Raw genomic sequence first — 22921 nt, 5'->3', positions numbered from 1 at the left:
AGGTTATCTACTTATTATTCTTTACTATATACCGAAGAGTTATATCTTTAATTATTCATTCTATATGGTGAGGTGATTGGAATAGGATTTGGAATCAAACTGAAAGTATGGGGAGACTATGCCTGCTTCACGCGACCGGAAATGAAAGTTGAACGTGTAAGTTATGATGTCATAACTCCCTCAGCAGCGCGAGGACTTCTTGAAGCGATTTACTGGAAGCCTGCAATTTTCTGGAAGATTGACAAAATTCACGTTCTGAACCCTATCAAGTTTGACAATATTCGCAGGAATGAAAGGCCAGGAAAAATATCCGCACGTGACGTGAAAACTGCGTTAAAAGGAGGGGATGTTGCCCTTTATCAGGATTCAACGGCAGATACGGTTCAAAGGGCTTCCCTTGTTCTGCGTGATGTCTGTTATGTTATTGAGGCACACTTTGAAATGACAGATCGTGCAGGACCTGATGACACCATCGAAAAACATTACAATATTGCACTTCGGAGGATGAGAAAAGGACAGTGTTTCCATCACCCATATTTTGGCTGTCGTGAATTTCCTGTTCAATTTGAATTAATTGAAGGAGAAGTTCCTGTGTCTTATTATTGTGGAAAGAAAGACGGAGAAAGAGATCTTGGATTCATGCTCTATGATATTGATTTTTCTGACGAGATGAAAGCCGTCTTTTTCCGTGCCTGTATGGTAGACGGGGTGATTGATGTTCAGAAATGCCTGTGCTATGGGGGTGTCTCATGATTATCCAGTCCCTTTGCCGCCATTATGAGATCCTTGAAGGAGACGAGCACGTCAATATTCCAAGGCTGGGGTACAGCAGTGCCAAGGTCTCATTTGCCCTTGTCATTTCTTCTGATGGCATTCTTTCACATGTTGTTGACCTCAGGAGCGATGAAAAGAAGCCGAAGCCCAAAATTAGGGACGTTCCTATTCAGAAGTCTCGTTCTAGCGGAGTGTTTCCATATTTTGTCTGCGATAACGCAAAGTATGTTTTTGGTGTTGAAAAGCTGAAAAGAAGTGAATTTGAAAAGAGATTTGATCTTCCTTCGTCGGAGGGCAATCTTACTGAGTATACGATATTGGAGGAGAACGATAAAGAAGTCACTTTGGTATATAGACGTTCCAGAGAGTGCTTTGAGGCCTTCAGAGTCCTTCACCACAGTATACTGGATGGCCTGGATGATCCTGGAATCAGTGGATTCCTTGCTTTTCTGGACAGATGGAATCCAGAAGAATTTCTTGAAAATTCAAAGATTCTTCAGTACAAAGATGACCTTCTTGCTGGTGGAAACTGTGTTTTTGAGTGTAACGGGGAATTATTACATAAGAAAAGTATCGTGAGAAATGCCTGGGAAACTTATTCTCAGGATGAAAACGACGGCACAGTTATTGCCCAGTGCCTGGTAAGTGGAAAAGTGGAATCGACAGCCAAAGTACATCAAAAGATAAAAGGCGTTGTCGGGGCTCAGTCAGCAGGGGCTTCCCTTGTCAGTTTCAATGATGATGCGTTCTGTTCTTATGGAAAAGAACAGAGTTTTAATTCTCCTATAAGCGAATCATCAATGTTCAAGTACACAACTGCCCTGAATCATCTTCTTTCAAGCCAGAGTAATAAAATTCGGATTGCTGATACAACAGTTGTTTTCTGGGCTGAGACAAGTGAAAAATCCTGTGAAAATCTTGTGAAATTCTTTTTTGACACCCAGGAAACAGAGAAGAATGAAAATAATCTTGAAAGTGAGATGAACGAAGAAAAGGATGTCAGAGTCTCGCGAGTACAGGACTCCGGCAAGGCCAAACAGATCGAGGACATTCTTAATAAGGTCCGAATCGGCAAAAAAGTAAATCAAGAGGATATCGGGACGGATCCAGAGACGAATTTCTATATCCTTGGTTTGTCTCCTAATAATGCAAGGCTTGCCGTCCGTTTCTGGTTTGTCGATAGCATTGGGAACTTTATTGAAAAGGTAGCCCGCCACTATCTGGACATGGAGATCATCCGGGATGATTATAGTCCTCGATACGTCTCAGTATATCGGCTGTTGAATGAGACTGTCCCTCAGAGTTCAGAAAAAAAAGCAGCATCACCACTCCTTGGTGGCCTTGTTATGCGCTCGATCCTTAGCAATACGATCTATCCGATCTCTTTATACAGTGCGATTCTGAGCCGTGTGAAGGTAGAAGGTTCAATAAATTCTGTTAGAGCTGGTTTTATCAAGGCATATTTACTCAGATTGAGCAGAGTAGGATTATTGGATATAAAGCAGGATTTGATTACCATGAGTTTAAACGAGGAAAGTCCAAACGTGCCATATCGTCTTGGAAGGTTATTTGCTGTTCTTGAAAAAGCACAGAATGATACAAACAGAGAGATGAAGAGCACTATTAACAGCAAGTATTTCAGCAGCGCTTCTGCAACTCCTGCTGTTGTGTTTCCGGTGCTGTTAAAACTTGCACAACACCACATAGCCAAGTCTGAATGGGGTTTCAGATCAAATCAGCTAATAGAACAGATACTTTTGGGGGTGGATGAGTTTCCTGCATACCTGAATCTCGAAGATCAGGGTATGTTCATGCTTGGTTATTACCACCAACGTAAGGCATTTTTCACAAAAAAAGAGGTTCCTTCAATTGAGGAGGTGTCATCATGAGCGAAATCATAAAGAATCGATATGAATTTGTGTTGTTGTTTGATGTTGAGAATGGAAACCCTAATGGCGATCCTGATATGGGCAATATGCCCAGGGTTGATCCACAGACAGGTCACGGAATTGTCACTGATGTATGTCTCAAGAGAAAGATCAGAGATTATGTTGACCTTGTGAAAAGTGGAAACGCAGGCTACGATATATATGTTAAGTCCGGTGCCGTCCTTAATGATCAGCACAAGAAGGCCTACGATTACCTCGGAATAAATCCGGACTCGAAGAAACCGAAGGAAGATGAACTGACAAAATTCATGTGTCAGAATTTTTTTGACATTCGAACATTCGGTGCCGTAATGACTACGGAGATAAACTGTGGTCAGGTCAGAGGGCCTGTACAGTTTAGTTTTGGCCGCAGCATTGACCCGATCTTCCAGCAGGAAGTAACAGTTACCCGTTGTGCGGTCACCAATGAGAAAGATGCTGAAAAAGGCCAGACTATGGGCAAAAAACAGATTGTTCCGTACGGCCTGTACCGTGCAGAGGGATATATCTCCGCTCATCTGGCTAAAAGGACCGAATTTAGGGAAGAGGACCTGGAACTTCTCTGGGACAGTCTGATCAATATGTTTGAGCATGATCACTCAGCGGCAAGGGGAAAAATGTCCGCAAGAAAACTTATTGTTTTCAAGCATAACAATGAACTTGGATGCTGCCAGTCTCACGTCCTGTTCGACAAAGTGAAGGTGGAACGGCTTTCTCATGACCTTCCTTCCCGGTCCTTTGATGATTATAAAGTAACGATCTCTGGCGACATGCCAAACGGCGTTGAGTTGATCGAGAAATTATGATAGAAAAGAAATATGCCGAAGACGAGATGCTCTCGTTATCCGGCATACAACATTTCCATTTTTGTAAGCGCCAATGGGCTTTGATTCATATTGAGCGCCAGTGGGAAGAAAATCTTCAGACAACCGAAGGTCGCTTTCTCCATGAGCGTGTGGATAATCCATTCCTTAAAGAAAGCAGAGGTGACGTTGTGATGTCAAGAGCTTTTCCATTGGTTTCGGATCAGCTTGGGCTGTATGGTGTGGCAGACGTCGTTGAGTATATTCGCTCTGAAAATGGCATTTCTCTTCCTGGCTATGAGGGTTTTTGGAAAATGAATCCTGTAGAGTATAAAAGGGGTAAACCGAAGATTGACGAACGCGATGAAGTGCAACTCTGTGCACAGGCAATGTGCCTGGAGGAGATGTTTAATGTCAACATAAACTCCGCTGATTTTTATTATAACGAAATTCGGAGAAGAATTCAGCTTAATATAAGCGAAGAATTGAGAGCTCTTGTGATATCTTTGTCCGATGAAATGCATTATCTCTTTAAAAAAGGACTTACTCCACCTGCTGAAAAATCCCGAAACTGCAAATATTGCTCTCTTGTAGATGTCTGTGTCCCTAAATTAACGAAAAAGTCTGTTTCTGCTCGCTCGTATGTTAGCAAGCATTTTAACGATGCATGTACTGGTGATCCATAAGATCCTCCCATTTTTTCAAGAATTATTTATCTATCCAAACTTGTCTGTTAAGTAAAGGGGTTATATTCATGAGAAAATTGCTGAATACACTATATGTCACAACCCCCGAATCCTATCTTTTTAAAGAGGGGACGAATGTTGTTATTAAGGTAAAAGATGTTGAAAAGTTTCGTATTCCGATACATAATCTTGAGGGTATAGTTTGCTTTGCATATATGGGCGCCAGCCCTCAGCTGATGCGACTTTGCACTGACAATAATGTAGGCCTATCTTTTTTAACCCCGAATGGAAAATTTCTGGCGCGCGTTCAAGGGAGAGTAAGAGGGAATGTTCTTCTGCGGCGTACTCAGTACCGAAAAGCAGACAGTGAAGAAGATTCTCTGGATCTCGCTAAGTGTTTCATTATAGGAAAAGTCGTCAACTGCCGGACTGTTCTTGGGAGAAGCATCCGTGACCACGGAGACGTAGTAGATACCAATAAAATCCGTTCAGTTGATGATTTGCTGATAGAAAATCTCAAGAATATTGATTCCTGTTTAAATTTGGATTCTCTTCGTGGAATTGAGGGAAATTGTGCAAAATTTTATTTTGGTGCATTAGACGAACTTATTCTTAAGCAAAAGGATAATTTTTTCATACATCATAGGAATCGGAGGCCTCCTCTTGACAATATGAATGCACTGCTGTCTTTTTTGTATACATTGCTTGCTCATGATGTTGAATCAGCTTTGGAAACTGTTGGGCTTGATCCATATGTCGGCTTTTTCCACACTGACCGTCCTGGAAGGCCCAGTCTTGCGCTTGACTTGATGGAGGAACTCCGGCCTTTCATGGCTGACAGACTTGCATTGAATATGGTAAACCTCAAGCAGATTGATGCAAAAGATTTTCTAAGAAAGGAAAACGGAGCTGTCCTCATGACTGAAGATGGAAGGAAAGAAATACTGGCAACCTGGCAAAAGAGAAAACAGGATCAAATTACCCATCCTTATTTAAATGAGAAGATCCCCGTCGGGTTGATTCCGTATGTGCAAGCAATGTTGTTGGCTCACTATTTAAGGGGAGACATTGATGGTTATCCGCCATTTTTTATGAATTGAGGTGTTTTAAGTGATGGTATTGGTAACGTATGATGTGAATACAGAATCACAAGGTGGAAAAAGCAGACTGAGAAAGGTGGCAAAAGAGTGCGAAAATTACGGACAGAGGGTCCAGAACTCTGTATTTGAGTGCCTTGTAGATCCTGCTCAATTTGCACAGCTTAAACATTATTTATGTGATATCATGGATGAGGAGAAAGATAGTCTCAGATTTTATTATTTGGGTAAAAATTGGAAAAATCGGGTGGAGCACTTTGGTGCAAAAAAGGGGTACGATCCGGAAGGTTTATTAGTCGCATAATCTCTGCGAACCTATAGTGAACATTGATTTGTTGGGAGGTTCGCAGAAAAAATTAGTTCATCATATTTATTTTTTGTGGCTGTTTATCGCTGAACTCAAAAAAGTATATTTTAGAAAAAGTATCTATATCAACGAGGTTGATGTATAATCTGAATTAATTTACGGTCGCACCCTTCACGGGTGTGTGGATTGAAATTGCTATGGAGGATTTCCACCAATTATAAAATAACGTCGCACCCTTCACGGGTGTGTGGATTGAAATATACAGGAGATGGATAACTGATGAGGAAACCACAGGTCGCACCCTTCACGGGTGTGTGGATTGAAATTAAAGGCGACTGTTTCAAGTTGTTGAAAGGAGGTCGCACCCTTCACGGGTGTGTGGATTGAAATTTTTTATGCCGATGCTCACGGGCTGCATTTGCACGTCGCACCCTTCACGGGTGTGTGGATTGAAATCTCCAGGAACTCCGGGGAGATGTCAGGAAAGAAGCGTCGCACCCTTCACGGGTGTGTGGATTGAAATTTTTTTCGTGCGATATGCGAAATAAAAAGCAAGTCGCACCCTTCACGGGTGTGTGGATTGAAATTGTTTCGATTGTTGCGCCCCCTGTCAAATTGGTTGTCGCACCCTTCACGGGTGTGTGGATTGAAATCTAAGAAGGATAACAAAGCTACCTTAGAAGTATGTAGTCGCACCCTTCACGGGTGTGTGGATTGAAATTAGTATTGCCCGGCTTAGGGTCTGATCTCTTACGAGTCGCACCCTTCACGGGTGTGTGGATTGAAATCCTGTCGTATATTCTGTCATTTGCTTCTATCCTGTGTCGCACCCTTCACGGGTGTGTGGATTGAAATCGGCTGCATTACTGCGGCTGTACATCTGGTCTCCTGTCGCACCCTTCACGGGTGTGTGGATTGAAATTTCTGCGTTGTTTGCTGTCCCTGAGAGACGTTTCGTCGCACCCTTCACGGGTGTGTGGATTGAAATAATCATGCTATACGGAATATCATTCCCTATGACAGTCGCACCCTTCACGGGTGTGTGGATTGAAATTCACACTCGATGTGCTCGGAACTGAACCCGCAAGGTCGCACCCTTCACGGGTGTGTGGATTGAAATCCCCACATCCCTCTGGCCCACCCACGGCGACCTCTCGTCGCACCCTTCACGGGTGTGTGGATTGAAATATATCTACCTCGACGTCAGAAGGCTGTGCTACTTGTCGCACCCTTCACGGGTGTGTGGATTGAAATAACGGGTGGAGCTTGGAAGGCGTGCACATCCCCGAGTCGCACCCTTCACGGGTGTGTGGATTGAAATATGGAGTTGGGATTTTGACAACGATGGAACCCCGGTCGCACCCTTCACGGGTGTGTGGATTGAAATCACAGTTACTGGAAGTGATCAACAGGGATTGTTGGTCGCACCTTCACGGGTGTGTGGATTGAAATAAAATATCCGCCGAAATCGCCCCACTCGGCCCCGTCGCACCCTTCACGGGTGTGTGGATTGAAATCTTTAAATCTCCAGAATTTAGAACCTATCTATTTGTCGCACCCTTCACGGGTGTGTGGATTGAAATCATCAGTTAATCCTCCTGGATTACCTGCGGATATCGTCGCACCCTTCACGGGTGTGTGGATTGAAATCAGGAAGAAACAGGGAAGAAGGAGAAGGCCCTGCGTCGCACCCTTCACGGGTGTGTGGATTGAAATCAGGAAGAAACAGGGAAGAAGGAGAAGGCCCTGCGTCGCACCCTTCACGGGTGTGTGGATTGAAATAGGTAAATACCGTAATAATCGAGTATAAAGAAGTCACACCACGTAAGGTGTGTGGATTGAAATGGTATATAGTAAAGAATAAATAAGAAAAACAATACTGTCGCACCCCTTGTGGGTGTGTGGATTGAAATAAGTATGTCATCCTTGCCAACAAAGAGCACTGGCAGCACAACTGCGACCGCTGGATAGAAAAGGGCTGGCTCTGAATCCTGGCCTTGAATTTCCAGAAAAACCGGTGTCTCCTGTGAAAATATATTAATGCAGAATTTCAGGGATTCGAATTCCCTCTCCTGCATAAATTTATTTTGACCCTCCTGTATTCATTTGATGTAAGACTCTAAATTTCTCCTGGCAAACCTCTTTATACAAGATCAGATGCTCTATGTTATATAACATAGGTTATTCAAAAGAGGTATGTATGCCGCCCAAAACAAAATTTGACAAAGAAACCATTGTAGAAGCCGCTTTTGACATCGCGAAAGAAGAAGGCTTTGCCGGCATCACCACGCGCAGCGTGGCGAAACGGCTCAGGTGTTCTGTTGCGCCTATCTATCTCAATTTCGGGACGATTGACGATTTGATTAAGGCTGTGGTCGAGCGTGTTTTTGTCCTAACGGATGAACTGCTGGCAAAACAAAAGGGCCCGAACCTTTTCGAAAACATCGGGAAAGCCAGTCTGGTGTTTGCGCGGGAGTATCCTGTCCTTTTTCGTGAACTGGTAATGCAGAAAAACTCATACATGGCTTCGTATGAAACCGTTCTGGAGGCTATGGTCGAAGCCCTGGCTGAAGATGAAACCATGCGCAGTTTGACATACGATGAGCGCAGGCGCTTGCTTTTGAAGATGCGGATCTTCCAGACGGGGATCTCGGTCATGGCCGCCAACGGTCATCTGCCGTCCTGGCTTGATGACCGGGCCGCTGAAAAGCTGCTTCTGGAAATGGGGGAGGACCTCCTGCGTATACAGCAAATAAAACATAAGGAGACGGGGGAATGAAAAAAATAATTATTATCGGTGAGGGTATCGCCGGGACCCCGATTCATGACCCCCGGGTCACGGTTGGCGCTCTCGAGGGGGTTGAAATTATCCATCCATTACATGCTTCCGTTATTTATTCTTTAGCTTATCCCATACCTCAGAGCCCGGTGCATTGCCAGTCAGGTAAATAATAATCTGAAAGACTATCAGGATTACAGCAAGAATGGCATAACGAGTTGCCGTTTTCTCGAGATAACTTATGCTAGCAAAAATCGCAACTAAAAATATTATAGTTACCAACCAACCCTCTAAGCTGATGGGACGATAACCCCATCCAAGAATTCTCTTGCCAAACCATGCTTTTTTAGTAATTCTTGTCATATTTCACATCTCCGTTTAAATTTTGGTCTTATAAACAATCTCATGAGAATCGACGAAAATAGCGCAAATATAATCCAACAAAGAAAATCTTCTAATGTGACCCATTTCCTCAAGTTTAAGTTTTTTTGTGTTCAGTTGCTATTTTTTTAACATTTTTCTCCTTACTGAACGGTGATTTTTCCATCTACAAGCCTGATAATTATATCGGCTTTTGAAGCCAGGTCCTCATTATGAGTAACTACAATAAACGTCTGGTTATATTCCTTGTTCAACCTGCGGAGCAGTTCATAGATCATGTCACCGGTTTTTGTATCAAGGTTGCCTGTGGGTTCGTCTCCGAGCACGATTGCAGGAGAGCAGCTCAAGGCTCTTGCTATTGCAACCCTCTGGTTCTGCCCTCCTGAAAGTTCTCCTGGCCTGTGTTCCATTCTCCCTTCGAGCCCGACCTCTTTCAGAAGTTTTTCGGCGACATCTTTTGCTTTCTCCCTGCTCTTGCCTGCAATCAGGAGTGGCATCATTACGTTTTCCAGGGCTGTGAAATCGGGAAGCAGGTGATGGTACTGAAAGACAAAGCCCAGTATCCTGTTTCTCATTCCGGAACGCTCCTTATCCGACATTTTTGTTACATCTTTGCCGTCTATAAGGAGAGTCCCTGAACTGGGCGTGTCGAGCAGACCTATGAGATGCATAAGCGTACTTTTGCCTGAGCCGGAAGGGCCTACAATTGCAACAAATTCCCCTTTTTTAATTCTCAGGTTTGCATTGTCGAGAGTGCGAAATTCAACTCCGTTTTGGTAAACTTTGGTCAGGTTTTTAAGCTCTATAACCGGGCTTTCATCTGTCATGGTTTCGATACCTCTTTAAAATTATCTTTCAATGGCTTTTACAGGATCAAGTTTTGCAGCCTTCCGCGCAGGATAGATTCCTGAAAGAATATTGACAATAAAAGCAAAGAAAGCCGCATACACAAAATTAAGCGGTTCGACTTCAAGAGGAAGAGTCTGAAGCCCGAAATACGTCTCCGGAGGAATTTCTATCTCATAGCTCTGGAGCGCAACTGTCGCAATATAACCGAGAATTGTACCGAGCACGAGGCCTGCTGCTCCAAGGATCATGGATTGGAAAAGAAAGACAAACATAATGCTCTTTTGCGAAGTTCCCATAGCTTTCAGGATACCTATTTCCCTGGTTCTCTGAGCAACAATTGTGATCAGGGTGTTTGCAATTCCGAAGCCTGCAACTCCGTAAATCAGGAAGTAGAAAATTTTTACAAAGGCCGCCTGGGCCTCCAAGAAGCTGAAGATTTCAACATTTGCTTCGCTCCAGCTTACAGCATCAAGTCCGGTTTCTCTCTCAATAGAACCTGCAATGGCGTCTGCCTGATAAGGATCTGCTACTCTGACCTCTATGGTGCTTGCAACTCCCGGTTCATTGAAAAAATCCTGAACCGAGTCGAACCTCGCATAGGCTGTGACCTCATCTGCAGAAGTCCCGGTATGAATCAGACCTACAACCTTAAAAGAGGTTGTTTGCGAGCCCGGAAAAACGACATCTACTCGATCTCCCACATTTACCTCCAGGTTTTCTGCAAGTTGATCCCCAAGCAGGATCCCGTATCTTGTATGAACAAGGGTCATGAGATCGCCTTCAACAACATCCTCACTTACCCTCATAACACTCTCTTCAGCCATAGGGTCAACTCCCTGAAGATAAACCCCTTCGGCATTGTCCCTGTACTCAAGCGCCGCCTGACCCAGGTATTTGGGGGATACGGCTATAACTCCTTCCTTTTCGGAGATCAGGGCAGACTTATACCTGTAAAGATGGATGGACTCTTCTTCCTCATCCTGAGGATTGATGACAATATGCGGATTATTCTCTATACTTGAGGTTACGACTTCGTCCTGAAAACCCGAAATCATTGCCATCATTACCGTAATCACGGAAACTGCAAGAGCAACAGCAAGTATGGCAAAAAGGGTCTGCTTTTTACTGGAAAATACCTGCCTCAAAGCGATTTTCAGTTCATACATCTGAATAAGCTCCTGGTTATGATTATGTATCAGAGTTTTTAGTCAACCCAATTTTATAATTTCCAAAATATCAAATCTGTTAAGATTTTAACAGGCTGTGAAATAGTATTACAGCTGCACTCACTTTGAACTTATAGCCTTTACAGGGTCCAGTTTCGCCGCCTGTCGCGCAGGATAAACTCCGGTAATCAGGTTTAGCAGAAAAACGGCAAAAATGATGAATACGATATCCTGAAAGCGCACGACAATGGGGATAAAGGAAATACTTCCGTAAACATCGGATGGATCTGCCGGGATCTCATACTGTCCTATTGCCAGGGCTATAAGGACTCCTGCAAAAGTGCCGAAAAGAGCGCCCAGCAGGCCAAGAATCCCGCTCTGGAGGATGAAAATCCTCTGGATGCCTGAGACCTGCGCACCCATAGCGCGAAGCATACCTATCTGACCCTTTGCACTGATAACCGAAAGGTTCAGTGTGCTGACCACGCCAAAAGAGGCTATGACAACAATAAGCCCGTATATGACAGCGTTTGAAGTGCTTTCGATAGCAATGAAGCGGAGGATTGCAGGGTCTGTTTCCGTCCAGCCCTTTGCATTATAACCAAGTTTTTTGATCTCGTTTGCGACTTCCGTATCCCTGTTAAAATCCCTGAGACGGACAGAAACCCCATTAACCGCGTTCGAGGCATCATAGAATTCCCGGGCAGTACCCAGGGAGGTATATGCCAGGACCTCGTCAAGAGGAGATCCGGTATGAAAGATCCCCACAACTCTAAGAGAGAGGAGATTTGCATTCGGAAAAGACACATCTACGGAGTCCCCGGGATTAACCTCCAGTTTTTCCGCCAGCTTTGAGCCTATAACCACCGTATTTCTCGAAAACTCGATTTCCTGGAAACTACCTTCAACCATATCCTCTTCGATAGAGCTGATTTCATTTTCCTGTGAAGGAACCACACCTCTAAGCTCGCAGTTAAGGGAATTGTCCTTGAACCTGAAAGAAGCCTGCCCTGTAAGGAAAGGAGAAACTGCGGTAACTCCTTCAATTGAGCCAATCCTTCCTACCAGAGTACCGTAGAGATAGATGTAGTCCTCACCTTCCTCCGGAGAGACCGAGACATGAGGAAGTTTGTCCACGGTAATGTTATAAATCTCCCCTGTAACACCTAGCAGAAGAGAATGGGAAACCGTAAGTATCATTACAGCGAGAGCTATTGCTCCTACCGAAAGCAGGGTCTGGAATTTTCTTGCCCGAAGCTGCCTGAGAGCAATTAAAAGTTCATAACGCATGGGATTCACGGCCTTTTTGGGTTTTTATTCCGGTTTTTAAAAAAGGAAAAAACCATTGCAAGCCCCGCAGTTCCGGCAATAACCGAAGAGCCGTTGATACCATTCCCGGCGTCTTCGTCTGAGCTTTCATTTCCTGTATCAGGGCCTGACTCACTCTCATCTACGGGTGAAAGGTCAGATTCAATAATGGTTTCCCTGCGTTCGATAACATCTCCGTCGTTGCCGATAAGTTCAATATCAAGCCTGTAAACTCCTTCAGTGAGCCTTTCTTTCCAGGCGACCTCAACGGTTTCATCGTCATCGGTCAAAAGAACCGGGACTCTTTCACGGACGGATTCAACAAACATCGGACTGCCGCGTCCTGAAGTTTCCTGTACTTTATATACGGAAAAAACCAGACTTCCTTCAAAAGGCACCTGGGAACGCCCTAAAACAGTTGCACTTGCTCCGGTCTCATCTTCATAGATGTCAGTAATCTCGGCATCGTCTCTGGCAGTGAAACGCTCTGTTAGAGCTATAAACCCCTGGCCCGGGGAGTAAACATGAACCTTTACTCTTCCGGCATACTCCTTATTGTTCTCAAGGAGAGTACCCCAGGATGCAGAAAAGGTTTCCGGAACGCTGGTCAAGGATGCCTTTTCGGTTTTTGTTTCATGGATTACGTCGTGGCCGTTTACAAGCATATATTCGATATCAAAAAGTGAAGCCTGATTTGGGGAGAGTACAACAGAGATCCCGTCGGAGTTAGGGACAAGATCATCTACATGAAGTCGGGAAGCTGAGTAGCTGCCGTAAACAAAATCATACTCCGCTTCTGAAAGTACCTGCCCCTGTTCCATAAGCCTTGCTCTCAGAGTATAAGACCCACGCTCGGGATTCCTGATATTCCAGAAGCCAACTTTCGTAACTCTTGTATTAGCAGGAAGACTACCGGTTGAAAATTCCTGTCTGGCAATGGTTTCTTCACTCCCTCTTCCCGGCCTGATCAGAGATGTCTCAAGGGTCAGGTTCTCTTCCGGCTTGGCTGAGTAGAGTGTTACATCAAAGGACTCTATGTCACTGTAGAGTTCGGCTATGCGGGCCGGACCTGTTCCATCGGCCTGTGTGGTATCTGCTGCAGAGGCCTGGAGGGCCGATAACAGAAGTAAAGCAAGTACGAAAAGCATGGATTTCATGATTTTTCCCCTCTTCGATAACAAAACATTGTAATCAAATCATCAAGTGTTTCGAAATTGAGTCTGTCAAATTTTGTTCTGGACGGCAGATAGACCGCCGTTGAATAACATATGTTATATAACATATGTTATTTTATCTTCTATATATAGGTTTGCCTCCAGTTGGTGAACAATGTTCACTTAGGAGATTTCATATGCCACCTAAAAAACGTGTTCAGGACAATCAGATGAGTGTCAAACGGGACAGAAAGGCGAAAATTATCTCTATTCAGGAGGCTACGTGCATGCTGATAGAGATAAAAGGTTACGAAAATGTGACCATCCGGGACATAGCTGAGGCTGCCGGTGTGAGCATAGGGCTGATCTATAAATATTTCCCGGACGCTTGAAGATATGGGGTTATCAGGCACCATGAGATTTGCCAGGCCCGCTTAACAGGTAAAGTAATTATACGAGAAAAGTTACTCTGTGAAGAAAATGATCCCGCAGGGAAGTGATTCTATGGGGAAAGCTACAAGGTTAAGCATTGAAGAGCTGGGGAAAAAGCTCATCGAGGCCGGCAGGCTCAAACTGCGCCCTCTCTGTGTCTACAGTGCAGATGAGATTCCGGAGAATGCGGTCCCATCGTATACGGTAGACCGCTGTATAGCGAAGGCGGCTTACACTTACGCCCTCTTTAAAGAAACACCTGCTCTTTACATTGAGGCATCTCACGGACAGTGCTGCCCTGGCGGGCTTACGTGGATGGGGCTCGCAGAACCGCACCCGAAACTGAAGTACTTCGTGACTGTAGGCACTCCGGACTTCAGGGGCGGGGCTGCTGAACATTTAAAAGCAACCCCGGAACTTTTCGATGAGCAGAAAGAACGTGCAGGGAAAATCATTCCTCAAAGCAAATACACAGTCATTGCACCGTGTACTGATGATATTGCACCTGAGACTGTCAGAGCCTTTATCCTGTTTGCAGGCAGTGAACAGATCCGGAACCTCTGCGGGCTGGCGCAGTTCAGCAACTCCGACCCTTTTTTCAGGACAATAATACCCGGAGGTCCCGTCTGTGCTATGATGATTGCTTTTCCAGCGGGTATGGCAGAAAATGCTCCAGAAGATTCGGCTTTTGTCGGGCCTGTTGATCCGACAGGGAATCCCTGGCTTCCACCCGAGTTAATGATTATGGGCATCCCTGCAGGACTCGCACAGCAGATGGCAGCAGATCTGGAGGATTCCTTTATTTGCAAACGGAGCAGGATAGCGTATCCTGAAAGCCGGATTCTTATCAAGCCACGGGAAAAGGACATACCGAAATAAAAATACCAGGAGATGGATGTTGCAAAGATGAAGAAATTGCGTACCTGAAAAATTACTTTTCTCTTTGTTACTTCCAATTGTTTCAAGGGTTCTGTAAAGGACTCTTTCATTGAAGGACTTAAGGTTTAAGAGGTCGAGAACTTCATCTTGATTCATCCACTTACTTGCTTTCTTGATACTGAAATTTTCGGTGAGCTTATAGCTCACCAATCCGGTCAGCAAACCATTGATGTCAAGGCCTTTACTTTTATACTTGCCAAAAATGGCAAAAAAATTGAGCTTTTCAAAAAAGTATTGAACAGCCAGTGTTGTTCCAATAGGAAGACATATATTCTTGTTAGGAATTGCAGGAAATGCTCTTAGTTTAATGTTTTTATTCATTTGACCGAATAAAACAAAACAAAGAGTACTTATTTTTATTTAAATACCAAAATGAAGTTAAAAATAGTGGGAACTGTCAAAGTTAGGTTTCATTTTGTGATCAGCTACTTTTTTCCTGACTTATTTTTCTGCTACCCTCATACCCTCAAAAACAGATATTATTATATATTTATATAAAAATAAATGATATTTATAATTAGAATTAAAGGATTTTTAAGCGCTTATTTGGAGTTTAGGATCTTTATAATACATATTTCAGAAGAGGTCAGGGATATGGGGGAGAAAGAAAATTCAAACGTGAAAACCGGAGTAAAGGAGAGTATCGATGAACTGTGCAAGGATAATTATGATCTACTGAAAGATGAAATCGTTTCTGCCATAATTGAAGGAGCCGAGAAGGGACTGGAAGAAGGGGTTGAAAATGGGATATTAAGCGGGTTGAATGAATGTTTTGAGATTGAATTCCTGAATGTCAGAAATGCCCGTATAAAAAATATAGAGGAAATTCTGGAAGAAATAGCTTCGGAGACTGCCAAAGACCAGGTAAAAGAGCACGTAAAAAGGGAGACGTGCCCTGTCCTGAAACAGAGAGGAGACCGGTTATGTGACAGGATATTAATTGAAATAAAAAACGACAGGGAAGAGGTTCTCGAAGCAGACATTGATTTGATACGAGCCCTGAATATAGAAAAAATTTGTAAGGACAAAGCAGGCGAAATCAAGCAGGAGATTGAGAAAAAACTTCCACAAAATTTCATTTCGCTTGCTTTATTCGACGGAATGCTGGAAGCAATATCCGAATGTATGGTTGAAAACGTTGAAAGTTGCACTGAAAAAATCCGGGAAGCCGCCAGGCAAAACAGGTCCGTTTAAAAAGAGGTCCGTCTAAGTTCACGGGGGGAGATTATGGGGGACAGTCAAGGACATGAAGAAATCAAAGAGCCAATCGAGCACCTGACAGAGGAAATAACGCAAATGTATGTCCAGGAGCTGACAAAAGAAGCAGTTAAAAAAGCCATAAAAAATAAGAGCAAGGATTTGAGTAAAAAAGAAATCAAAAATTTAGAAACCCGACTTAAGAACCTGACTGACAAAGAGAAGGTCGCCCGGTTCAAAGATGCCTCTGAAGAAATATCCAGAGGAATTCTTGAGGGCAACATAACGGGCGAGGAAGCAATCGAGGAAATAAGCACCGTCCTGGAAAACTCACTTGAAACCAAAGCATCTTTTTTAGCCAGAGCAGCACTTTCTTTTAAAAACATACCCCTTCCGGTAAAAATAGCAATACTTGTAATGCTCCCCGTTACGGCTGTCATAGCTCTGGTAATCATGCCCTCTCTATCGATGTCCGAAGGAGACATGAACTTCAACCTCGCTGAAGGGGAATCTGATTTCGATCAATTCCAGGTATCCAATGCCGGCGGTGGAATTCTGTTATGGACGGCAAGCTCGGACCAGCCGTGGATAACCCTGAGCCCGAAAAGAGGAGGAAATTCCGATACTGTCACCGTTATTGTTGATGCGGGGGGTATGAAAGAGGGGACATACGAAGGAACTATTACCGTAGAATCACCTGCAGGAACGGAACAATGCCCGGTCTACCTGTCGGTAGAACCTTCATATAAAAATCTGAATCCTGTCCTGGAGGTGTCTCCGGATCCTCTATCCTTTAACTTCGATTTGATTGAAGGGGAATCGGACTATGGGGAATTCGACGTATCAAATGACGGAGAGGGGATCCTTGAATGGGAAGTGAGTGCCGATGAACCGTGGATAACCCTGAGCCTGGAGAACGGGACAAATTCGGACACTGTGACTGTCACAGTGAATACAGAGGAACTGAGCCCGGGAGAAGAATACGAAGGAACAATCACAATAGAATCGAACGGGGGGGACGAAGAAGGCATAATATACCTGAATGTGCTGCCAGAGGGAGAAAAACCAGAGGAAAAACCCATTTTAGCTGTTGATCCGGACCCCCTATACTTTAATTTCGAGTTGATTGAAGGGGAATCGGATTCAGAGGAATTCTACATATCTAATGATGGAGAAGGCGACCTTGAGTGGGAAGTGAATGCAGACCCTGACCGGCCCTCCTGGATATCCATAGGCCCGATAAGCGGTACAAATGAAGAGACCGTTACCGTTACAGTTGATGCTGCTGATTTGATTCCGGGGGAGTATAATACAACCTTTAGGGTAGAATCAAATGGAGGAAATGAAGAGGGCACGGTAAACCTGATAGTGCCGGGAGAGAAGGAAGGTCCCGATCTTGTGACGTCCCTGGAAGTCACAGGCCCTGTGACTCATGCAATGGACGAGGATGCCTACAATTTCTCAGTACCCGTAAGTGTAGTGGTAAGGAATCAGGGGGATGAAGCCGCCGAGATCTTCAAAGTAGGAGCAGTATACTCCATGTATGATGGGACTTACATGGTAGCTCTCAGAGTTCCCGGGGAAAGTGACACCCGTTTTCCCTATACTGATGAGCCCCTGGACCCGGGAGAAGAAGTGACTTTTGAGGGAGAGGTTCTTTTCAGTGATTCATTTCCCGGCGAAATAGTTTATTTGAAAGCGATAGCAGATAGTTGCATCGGGGACGAGGGTTTCTCTGACTATTGCCGCGTTGAAGAAAGCAACGAGGACAACAATGAATCGCCGGAAGTAGAAGTGTATTTGCCATATCCCGAGCTTGAGGGTCCCGATCTTGTGACTTCCCTGGAGGTTACGGGCCCGGCGACTCTGAAACCAGTAGATGGTGTATACCTTATCAATGTACCAATAACTGTCGTGGTTAGAAATCAGGGCGATGAAGCTGCCGATATTTTCAAAGTCGAAGCGATGTACGCCATGTATGATGAGACACACACGGTAGCCTTCAGAGTTCCCGGGGAAAGTAACACGAGGTATCCCTATACGGATGCCACACTTGGCCCGGGGGAAGAAGTGTTTTTTGAGGGAGAGGTTCTTTTCAGTGACTCATTGAGCGGTGAAACAGTCTATTTAACAGCTATAGCGGACAGCTGTATTGAGGATGAATTCGTTCCTGATTATTGCCGCGTTGAAGAAAGTGATGAGGACAACAATGAATCACCACCAGAAGAAGTTTATTTACCCATTTTCATTGAATGAACGATCAGCCTTCCAGAAGAGAACGTGCCACATCCAATAAAGGAGATGCAGCCACGTTATTTCCTGAAACTTTATCCGTATGTATCTCCCTCATGTACTTCCCAGTCTTTTACAGAAAACTGAAAACCATATATTTTGCCTTTGTAAGCTAAAGCTCTCATTCAAAAAAGTGAGACCGATTTAGAGAATTTCAGGCGCTCAATATTTAAACATCAAGACAAAAGACTATTCGATATCCTAACAAATACTACGAACCCAACGCACTGCAACTCACATATTCTAAACCAATTCAATTTCTTCATTCATGCCCAGCTCTTAAATTATAAGAAATTCCATTCTCCCATACAATGGTGGTCTTTTGTCTTCGAAAATCAACCGTGAAACTTTTATCCGGTCTCTTGTGGACCTTCTCAGAAAAGCGGAAACCGAACTTTCCGATGATGTTGTAAATGCGATCCGAAAAGCCGAAGCCCGGGAAAAAAGCCCTGTTGCAAAGTCCCAGTTACAGGCAATCCTGAAAAACATCGAAATTGCCGAAACCCACGGCGTGCCCATGTGCCAGGACACAGGCATCCTGATCTTTTTCGTGGAGCTCGGGAGCGAATTTCATCCAGGGTTTGACCTTGAGGCCGCAATCAGGGAAGCCGCTGCCCTTGCAACTAAAGAAGTCCCGCTCCGCCCCAATGCCGTGGACCCCCTGACCCGCAGGAACAGCGGGGACAATACAGGAAAAGGGATCCCGGACATCAACTGGAAACTAGTGCCCGGAAAGCAGCTGAAGATCACGGTTGCCCCGAAAGGTGCGGGCTCGGAAAATATGAGCGCCCTTCGGATGTTGAACCCGACCGAAGTAGGGAGCATCAAAGACTTCGTGCTCGAAACGGTGATTAACGCAGGCGGGATGCCCTGTCCCCCCCTTACACTCGGGGTGGGGATAGGAGGTTCCTTTGACAAAGCTGCCAGGCTTGCAAAAGAAGCTCTCTTAGAACCCCTGGACATTCCCATGAGCGAGTTTGAAAAGGAAATCCTGAATGCTGTAAACGCCCTCGGGATCGGGTGCATGGGGCTTGGGGGCAGTACAACCGCCCTTGCAGTCCACGTAAAAACCGCCCACTGCCACACGGCTTCCCTTCCCGTGGCAGTGAACATCCAGTGCTGGGCGAACCGGCACGCTTCAATCGTATTAGGAGGGGATGAATGATGGAATGGCACCTGAAAACCCCGCTGAGCGGAGAGGATGTAAAGAAGCTCGAGGCCGGGGACATAGTCTATATTTCCGGAGAGATCCTGACAGCCCGGGACGAAGCCCATGCCCGCATCCTGGAATTTGCAGAAAATGGAGAAGAGCTTCCTTTCTCCCTGGAAGGAGCGGTGATTTACCACTGCGGCCCCCTCATGCAGCAAACGGGGGAAGGAAAAGAAGGTAAGCCCGAATGGAAAGTGGTTTCAGCCGGCCCCACCACCAGCGGCAGGATGTCAAAGATGACCCCCCCGCTCCTGGAAGCCCACAACGTGCGGGCAATCATCGGGAAAGGAGGGATGAAAAATGTTTCCGAAGCCTTGAAAGACAAATGCGTCTATCTTGCCTACACCGGAGGCTGTGCAGCCCTTGCCGCGGAACTGATAAAGGAAGTAAAAACCGTCCACTGGCTTGACCTGGGGATGCCCGAAGCTGTCTGGGTCCTGAGGGTGGAAGAGTTCGGCCCCCTTATCGTGGGGATTGATTCGAAAGGCAGGGACATTTTTGCGGAAGTAAGGGAAAAGGCTGAGAAAGTGTTTTCAGAAATAAAAAGCTAAAAAAGTGATTGCAGAAATAAAAAACTGAAAAGTGATTGCAGAAATAAAAAACTGAAAAGTGATTGCAGAAACAAAAAACGGAATTAACTAAAATAAAAAACTGAGCTCAAATCTGAGCTCAAACAAATTTTCATTCTTTTTTAGACACAGGGATTTCGGGTGGCAGGAAGATCAAGACGACATTTTAGATGTTCCAGATTATACCTTGGCTGGCGCTGCAGCGGCAGGAGTTGCCGTATCATGCCTGCGGCGGCTGCGCAGGAAGACCTTGATGACCTCGTCAACGAGCAGCAGGGCGATTGCAGCTGCGATGCAGATCCTCCACTGGTCTCCGCTCAGCGAGGTCAGGCCCAGGAGACGCTGCAGGAAGCCGAGCTCGGTCGCCAGGATGGTTATCAACAACGCCAGGCCATAGAGGGACAGCTGGTTTCGATCATGAATAATGTCCCGGTCAAAAGCGGTATCGGTCTCACTGCGAACGCTGAACCCCCTGGAGATGCTGAGTAAGGCGAAGGCCACAAAGCCCATGGTGGCCGCCGTGGCCGTGCCGGCAGCCTCGTAGATCGCTTCCAGATAGACCGTGGCGATCGCCATAAGGATGCCGAGGAAGGCGATGCGTACCCATTGTGAAGTTGACAGGAGGGGCTGTTTCAGCGGCCGGGGCTTCTTTTCCATCAGGCCTGAAGCCGGCTTGTCGAACCCCAGTGCCATAGCCACCGGAACCGAGATAAGGAAGTTCAGAAACAGGACGACGAGCGCCCCAAACGGGGTTCCTCCGAGTACGAAGAAGAAAGCAGCCAGCAGGTAGCATGTGATGTACGCCACCAGCTGTCCCATCTGGAAGCGGACGAAGTTGAACAGGTTGTTGTAGATGTGCCGGCCATACTCCACCGCCTTGACGATTGTGGCGAAGTTGTCGTCGGTCAGGATCATCACAGCTGCGTCCTTGGATACTTCGGTACCTGTGATGCCCATGGCCACGCCAATGTCGGCCTTCTTCAGCGCAGGGGCATCGTTAACGCCATCACCCGTCATCGCCACGATGTTGTCCTTCTGCTGGAGCAGGGTCACCAGCCGGATTTTGTCCTCCGGGGTCACGCGGGCCACCACACCGATCTGATCCAGCTGTGGCTTCAACTGCTCATCAGGAATGGCGGCAAATTCTGCCCCTGTCAAAGCCTGGCCTTCGATGCCCAGTTCGTGGCCTATGGCAGCGGCGGTCACCGCATGGTCGCCCGTGATCATACGCACCTGGATCCCGGCACTGTGGCAGCTGGCAATCGCATCCTTTGCCTCACCTCGCGGCGGATCAACTATTCCAACCATCGCTAGAAGGGTCAGGTCCTGCACCAGGTCGAGCAGATTACTTTTCGGATCGAAGGTTGCCGGATCGAAGTCCCGGCGTGCCATGACCATGACCCGTTCACCGGCGGCCGCCATGCGGTCGTTTTCTGCCAGTGCCAGATGACGATTTTCATCGTTAACTGCCAACGGTTCTCCCCCCGGGATCCAGTAATATCCACCACGGGCGATCAACACGTCAGGCGCTCCCTTGACGCAGCAACGCACAACCGGCTTTCCCTGCTCATCTGTCATGTTATGGAAGGTCGCCATGAACTTATATTCGGCATCGAACGGCACCTCAGCCACACGCGGGAACAGCTCTCTCGCACTGTCCACATGGATGCCCCCCTTCTCAGCCAGCACGATCAGAGCGCCCTCGGTGGGGTCGCCAATCAGCGTTTCACCGTCCAGCCGCGCGTCGGCGCACAGGGCCATGGGCAGCAAGACCTGGTCAAGATCGATCCTTTTCCCACCTGCACTCTGGATCTTACCCTCAGTACTGTAAGGCGTTGTATTTTTCTGCCACGGCTGGCCGGGCGGAATGCCCCTGGTCAGTTTCAACTCTCCCGCGGTGCCGTAGCCTTCGCCCGTCACATGATAGCGGTTCTGGCCGGGAATAGTGAACTCTACCGCTGTCATCTTGTTAAGCGTCAGCGTGCCGGTCTTGTCCGTGCAGATGGCTGAGACCGAGCCAAGCGTCTCCACCGATGGCAGCCGTTTGACAATGGCATTCTGGGCCGCCAGCTCCCGCGTACCCGTGGAATACATGGTGATGACCACAACCGGCAGACCGGTGGGGATGGCTGCAATAGCCAGAGCCACGCCGGCAATGAAGATAGAGTCCAGGGGCTGCCCGTTGTGAAGTCCCATTATGACCATCAGGATGAAGGCAAGACCTGCCAGCGCTGCAATGATCATCGTCAGCCGGTCGAGCTGTTTCTGCAAGGGCGTCTTATCCGCCTTTGTCTTGTTGAGCAGGTCGGCGATGTGGCCCATCTCGGTGCCCATGCCGGTGGTGGTGACAATCATCTCGCCTCGGCCTCTGGTGACTGAAGTGTTCATGTAGGCCATGTTGTGGCGGTCACCCAGGGGTACCTCGACCCTGTCTATAACCTCGCTGTTCTTGGCTGAGGCAACGCTTTCCCCGGTCAGAGCTGCTTCTTCGATTTCCAGCGTAGCCGTCACAAACAGGCGTCCGTCGGCAGGGACGACATCCCCAGCCTCCATCAACACGACATCGCCCGGCACCACCTGCGCAATATCTACTTCCTGCGTCACGCCATCCCGGCGCACATGAGTGATGCTTTTCATTGTCCCGGCTAGCTCCGCCAGGCTGGCAGCAGCCTTGGATTCGCCGCGCAGGCCCAGCATCGCGTTGAAGACGGTCAGACTCGCCAGAACCAGCGTGGTTCCCCACTTCCCTGTGAATATCTGGTTGATGAGCGCCGCCGACAGGAGGACGATTTGCATCAGGTCTTTGTACTGCCGCAGGAATGCCTGCCATCCCGGCTCTTTATTCATCTCCACCAGGTGATTCGGACCATACTGCTGCAAGCGCTGCTGCACCTCAGCCGTGCTCAAGCCCCTGCCAGGATCGACCTGGAACCGGCTGGCGACTTCTGCGGGCGTAAGCGCGTACCATTTAGCGTCTGACACCTTTTGCGCCGGACCCGTCGATGTGGTTTGATTGGATGACATATTTCTTCACCTTGAGTTCGAAGAGT

19 protein-coding genes, 1 pseudogene and 1 CRISPR repeat array are annotated in these 22921 nt (G+C 46.6%); of the genes and pseudogenes, 13 read left to right on the top strand and 7 right to left on the bottom strand.

Going from position 1 to position 22921, the window contains the following annotated elements; translation table 11 throughout:
• Window positions 1-72: 72 nt before the first annotated feature.
• From cas5c to FTO70_RS04685, 7 genes are all read left to right on the top strand, one after another.
• Window positions 73-753, top strand: a complete 681-nt coding sequence (gene cas5c / locus FTO70_RS04715) for a type I-C CRISPR-associated protein Cas5c (RefSeq protein WP_255334548.1) — start codon at window positions 73-75, stop codon at window positions 751-753.
• Window positions 750-2663 carry a type I-C CRISPR-associated protein Cas8c/Csd1 gene (gene cas8c, locus FTO70_RS04710; protein WP_255334547.1) on the top strand — a complete coding sequence of 638 codons (1914 nt, stop codon included), beginning with the start codon at window positions 750-752 and terminating at the stop codon, window positions 2661-2663. The genes cas5c and cas8c overlap by 4 nt, the downstream gene beginning before the upstream one ends.
• Window positions 2660-3508, top strand: coding sequence for a type I-C CRISPR-associated protein Cas7/Csd2 (gene cas7c, locus FTO70_RS04705; RefSeq protein ID WP_255334546.1), 849 nt, complete (start codon window positions 2660-2662; stop codon window positions 3506-3508). Before cas8c ends, cas7c begins: the two co-directional genes overlap by 4 nt.
• Window positions 3505-4191, top strand: a complete 687-nt coding sequence (cas4, locus tag FTO70_RS04700) for a CRISPR-associated protein Cas4 (protein ID WP_255334545.1) — start codon at window positions 3505-3507, stop codon at window positions 4189-4191. Before cas7c ends, cas4 begins: the two co-directional genes overlap by 4 nt.
• 68 nt (window positions 4192-4259) lie before the next feature.
• Complete coding sequence (cas1c, locus tag FTO70_RS04695) at window positions 4260-5291, top strand: type I-C CRISPR-associated endonuclease Cas1c (protein WP_255334544.1); 1032 nt, start codon at window positions 4260-4262, stop codon at window positions 5289-5291.
• Between the two features lie 13 nt (window positions 5292-5304).
• A complete protein-coding gene (gene cas2 / locus FTO70_RS04690) occupies window positions 5305-5592 on the top strand; it encodes a CRISPR-associated endonuclease Cas2 (protein ID WP_255334543.1) in 288 nt (95 codons plus the stop codon).
• 164 nt (window positions 5593-5756) lie between these two features.
• A CRISPR array of direct repeats spans window positions 5757-7508; the repeat unit is 32 nt; unit sequence GTCGCACCCTTCACGGGTGTGTGGATTGAAAT.
• Between the two features lie 287 nt (window positions 7509-7795).
• Window positions 7796-8374, top strand: coding sequence for a TetR/AcrR family transcriptional regulator (locus FTO70_RS04685; RefSeq protein WP_255334542.1), 579 nt, complete (start codon window positions 7796-7798; stop codon window positions 8372-8374).
• Window positions 8375-8485: 111 nt separating this feature from the next.
• Here FTO70_RS04685 and FTO70_RS04680 read toward each other — a convergent pair whose 3' ends face one another.
• The 5 genes from FTO70_RS04680 to FTO70_RS04660 form a co-directional block, all read right to left on the bottom strand.
• Window positions 8486-8737, bottom strand: a complete 252-nt coding sequence (locus FTO70_RS04680) for a hypothetical protein (RefSeq protein ID WP_255334541.1) — start codon at window positions 8735-8737, stop codon at window positions 8486-8488.
• A gap of 161 nt (window positions 8738-8898) precedes the next feature.
• A complete protein-coding gene (locus FTO70_RS04675; protein WP_255334540.1) occupies window positions 8899-9582 on the bottom strand; it encodes an ABC transporter ATP-binding protein in 684 nt (227 codons plus the stop codon).
• A 21-nt stretch (window positions 9583-9603) separates the two neighbouring features.
• Window positions 9604-10770 (bottom strand): ABC transporter permease, encoded by a 1167-nt coding sequence (locus FTO70_RS04670; RefSeq protein ID WP_255334539.1) that lies wholly within the window; start codon window positions 10768-10770, stop codon window positions 9604-9606.
• Window positions 10771-10890: 120 nt separating this feature from the next.
• Window positions 10891-12060, bottom strand: coding sequence for an ABC transporter permease (locus FTO70_RS04665; RefSeq protein ID WP_255334538.1), 1170 nt, complete (start codon window positions 12058-12060; stop codon window positions 10891-10893).
• Window positions 12061-12065: 5 nt separating this feature from the next.
• Window positions 12066-13235: a hypothetical protein gene (locus tag FTO70_RS04660; RefSeq protein ID WP_255334537.1), complete on the bottom strand. Its 1170-nt coding sequence runs from the start codon at window positions 13233-13235 to the stop codon at window positions 12066-12068.
• Between the two features lie 284 nt (window positions 13236-13519).
• On the opposite strand from FTO70_RS04660, the gene FTO70_RS04655 reads away from it, so the two are divergent.
• Entirely contained in the window at window positions 13520-13624 is a 105-nt protein-coding gene (locus FTO70_RS04655; RefSeq protein ID WP_255334536.1) for a TetR/AcrR family transcriptional regulator, read from the top strand.
• Window positions 13625-13736: 112 nt separating this feature from the next.
• On the top strand, window positions 13737-14543 hold the full coding sequence (locus tag FTO70_RS04650; protein WP_255334535.1) for a DUF169 domain-containing protein: 807 nt from the start codon (window positions 13737-13739) through the stop codon (window positions 14541-14543).
• A gap of 57 nt (window positions 14544-14600) precedes the next feature.
• Here the strand turns inward: FTO70_RS04650 and FTO70_RS04645 are convergent.
• A pseudogene (locus FTO70_RS04645) lies at window positions 14601-14924 on the bottom strand (IS1634 family transposase); the annotation flags it as partial.
• Between the two features lie 183 nt (window positions 14925-15107).
• On the opposite strand from FTO70_RS04645, the gene FTO70_RS04640 reads away from it, so the two are divergent.
• From FTO70_RS04640 to FTO70_RS04625, 4 genes are all read left to right on the top strand, one after another.
• The gene (locus FTO70_RS04640; protein ID WP_255334534.1) at window positions 15108-15797 is read left to right on the top strand and encodes a hypothetical protein; all 690 of its coding nucleotides are present in this window, start codon (window positions 15108-15110) and stop codon (window positions 15795-15797) included.
• Between the two features lie 165 nt (window positions 15798-15962).
• Window positions 15963-18056 carry a BACON domain-containing protein gene (locus tag FTO70_RS04635; protein WP_255334533.1) on the top strand — a complete coding sequence of 698 codons (2094 nt, stop codon included), beginning with the start codon at window positions 15963-15965 and terminating at the stop codon, window positions 18054-18056.
• A 358-nt stretch (window positions 18057-18414) separates the two neighbouring features.
• Window positions 18415-19257, top strand: a complete 843-nt coding sequence (locus tag FTO70_RS04630; RefSeq protein ID WP_255334532.1) for a fumarate hydratase — start codon at window positions 18415-18417, stop codon at window positions 19255-19257.
• Entirely contained in the window at window positions 19257-19853 is a 597-nt protein-coding gene (locus FTO70_RS04625; protein ID WP_255334531.1) for a FumA C-terminus/TtdB family hydratase beta subunit, read from the top strand. Before FTO70_RS04630 ends, FTO70_RS04625 begins: the two co-directional genes overlap by 1 nt.
• A 198-nt stretch (window positions 19854-20051) precedes the next feature.
• Here FTO70_RS04625 and FTO70_RS04620 read toward each other — a convergent pair whose 3' ends face one another.
• Window positions 20052-22895: a cation-transporting P-type ATPase gene (locus FTO70_RS04620; RefSeq protein ID WP_255334530.1), complete on the bottom strand. Its 2844-nt coding sequence runs from the start codon at window positions 22893-22895 to the stop codon at window positions 20052-20054.
• Window positions 22896-22921: the final 26 nt, after the last annotated feature.

The sequence above is a fragment of the Methanosarcina sp. KYL-1 genome (genome assembly GCF_024372725.1).
In the GTDB taxonomy this organism is placed as follows: Archaea; Halobacteriota; Methanosarcinia; order Methanosarcinales; family Methanosarcinaceae; genus Methanosarcina.
This window is presented reverse-complemented; position numbering and strand designations above follow the sequence as displayed.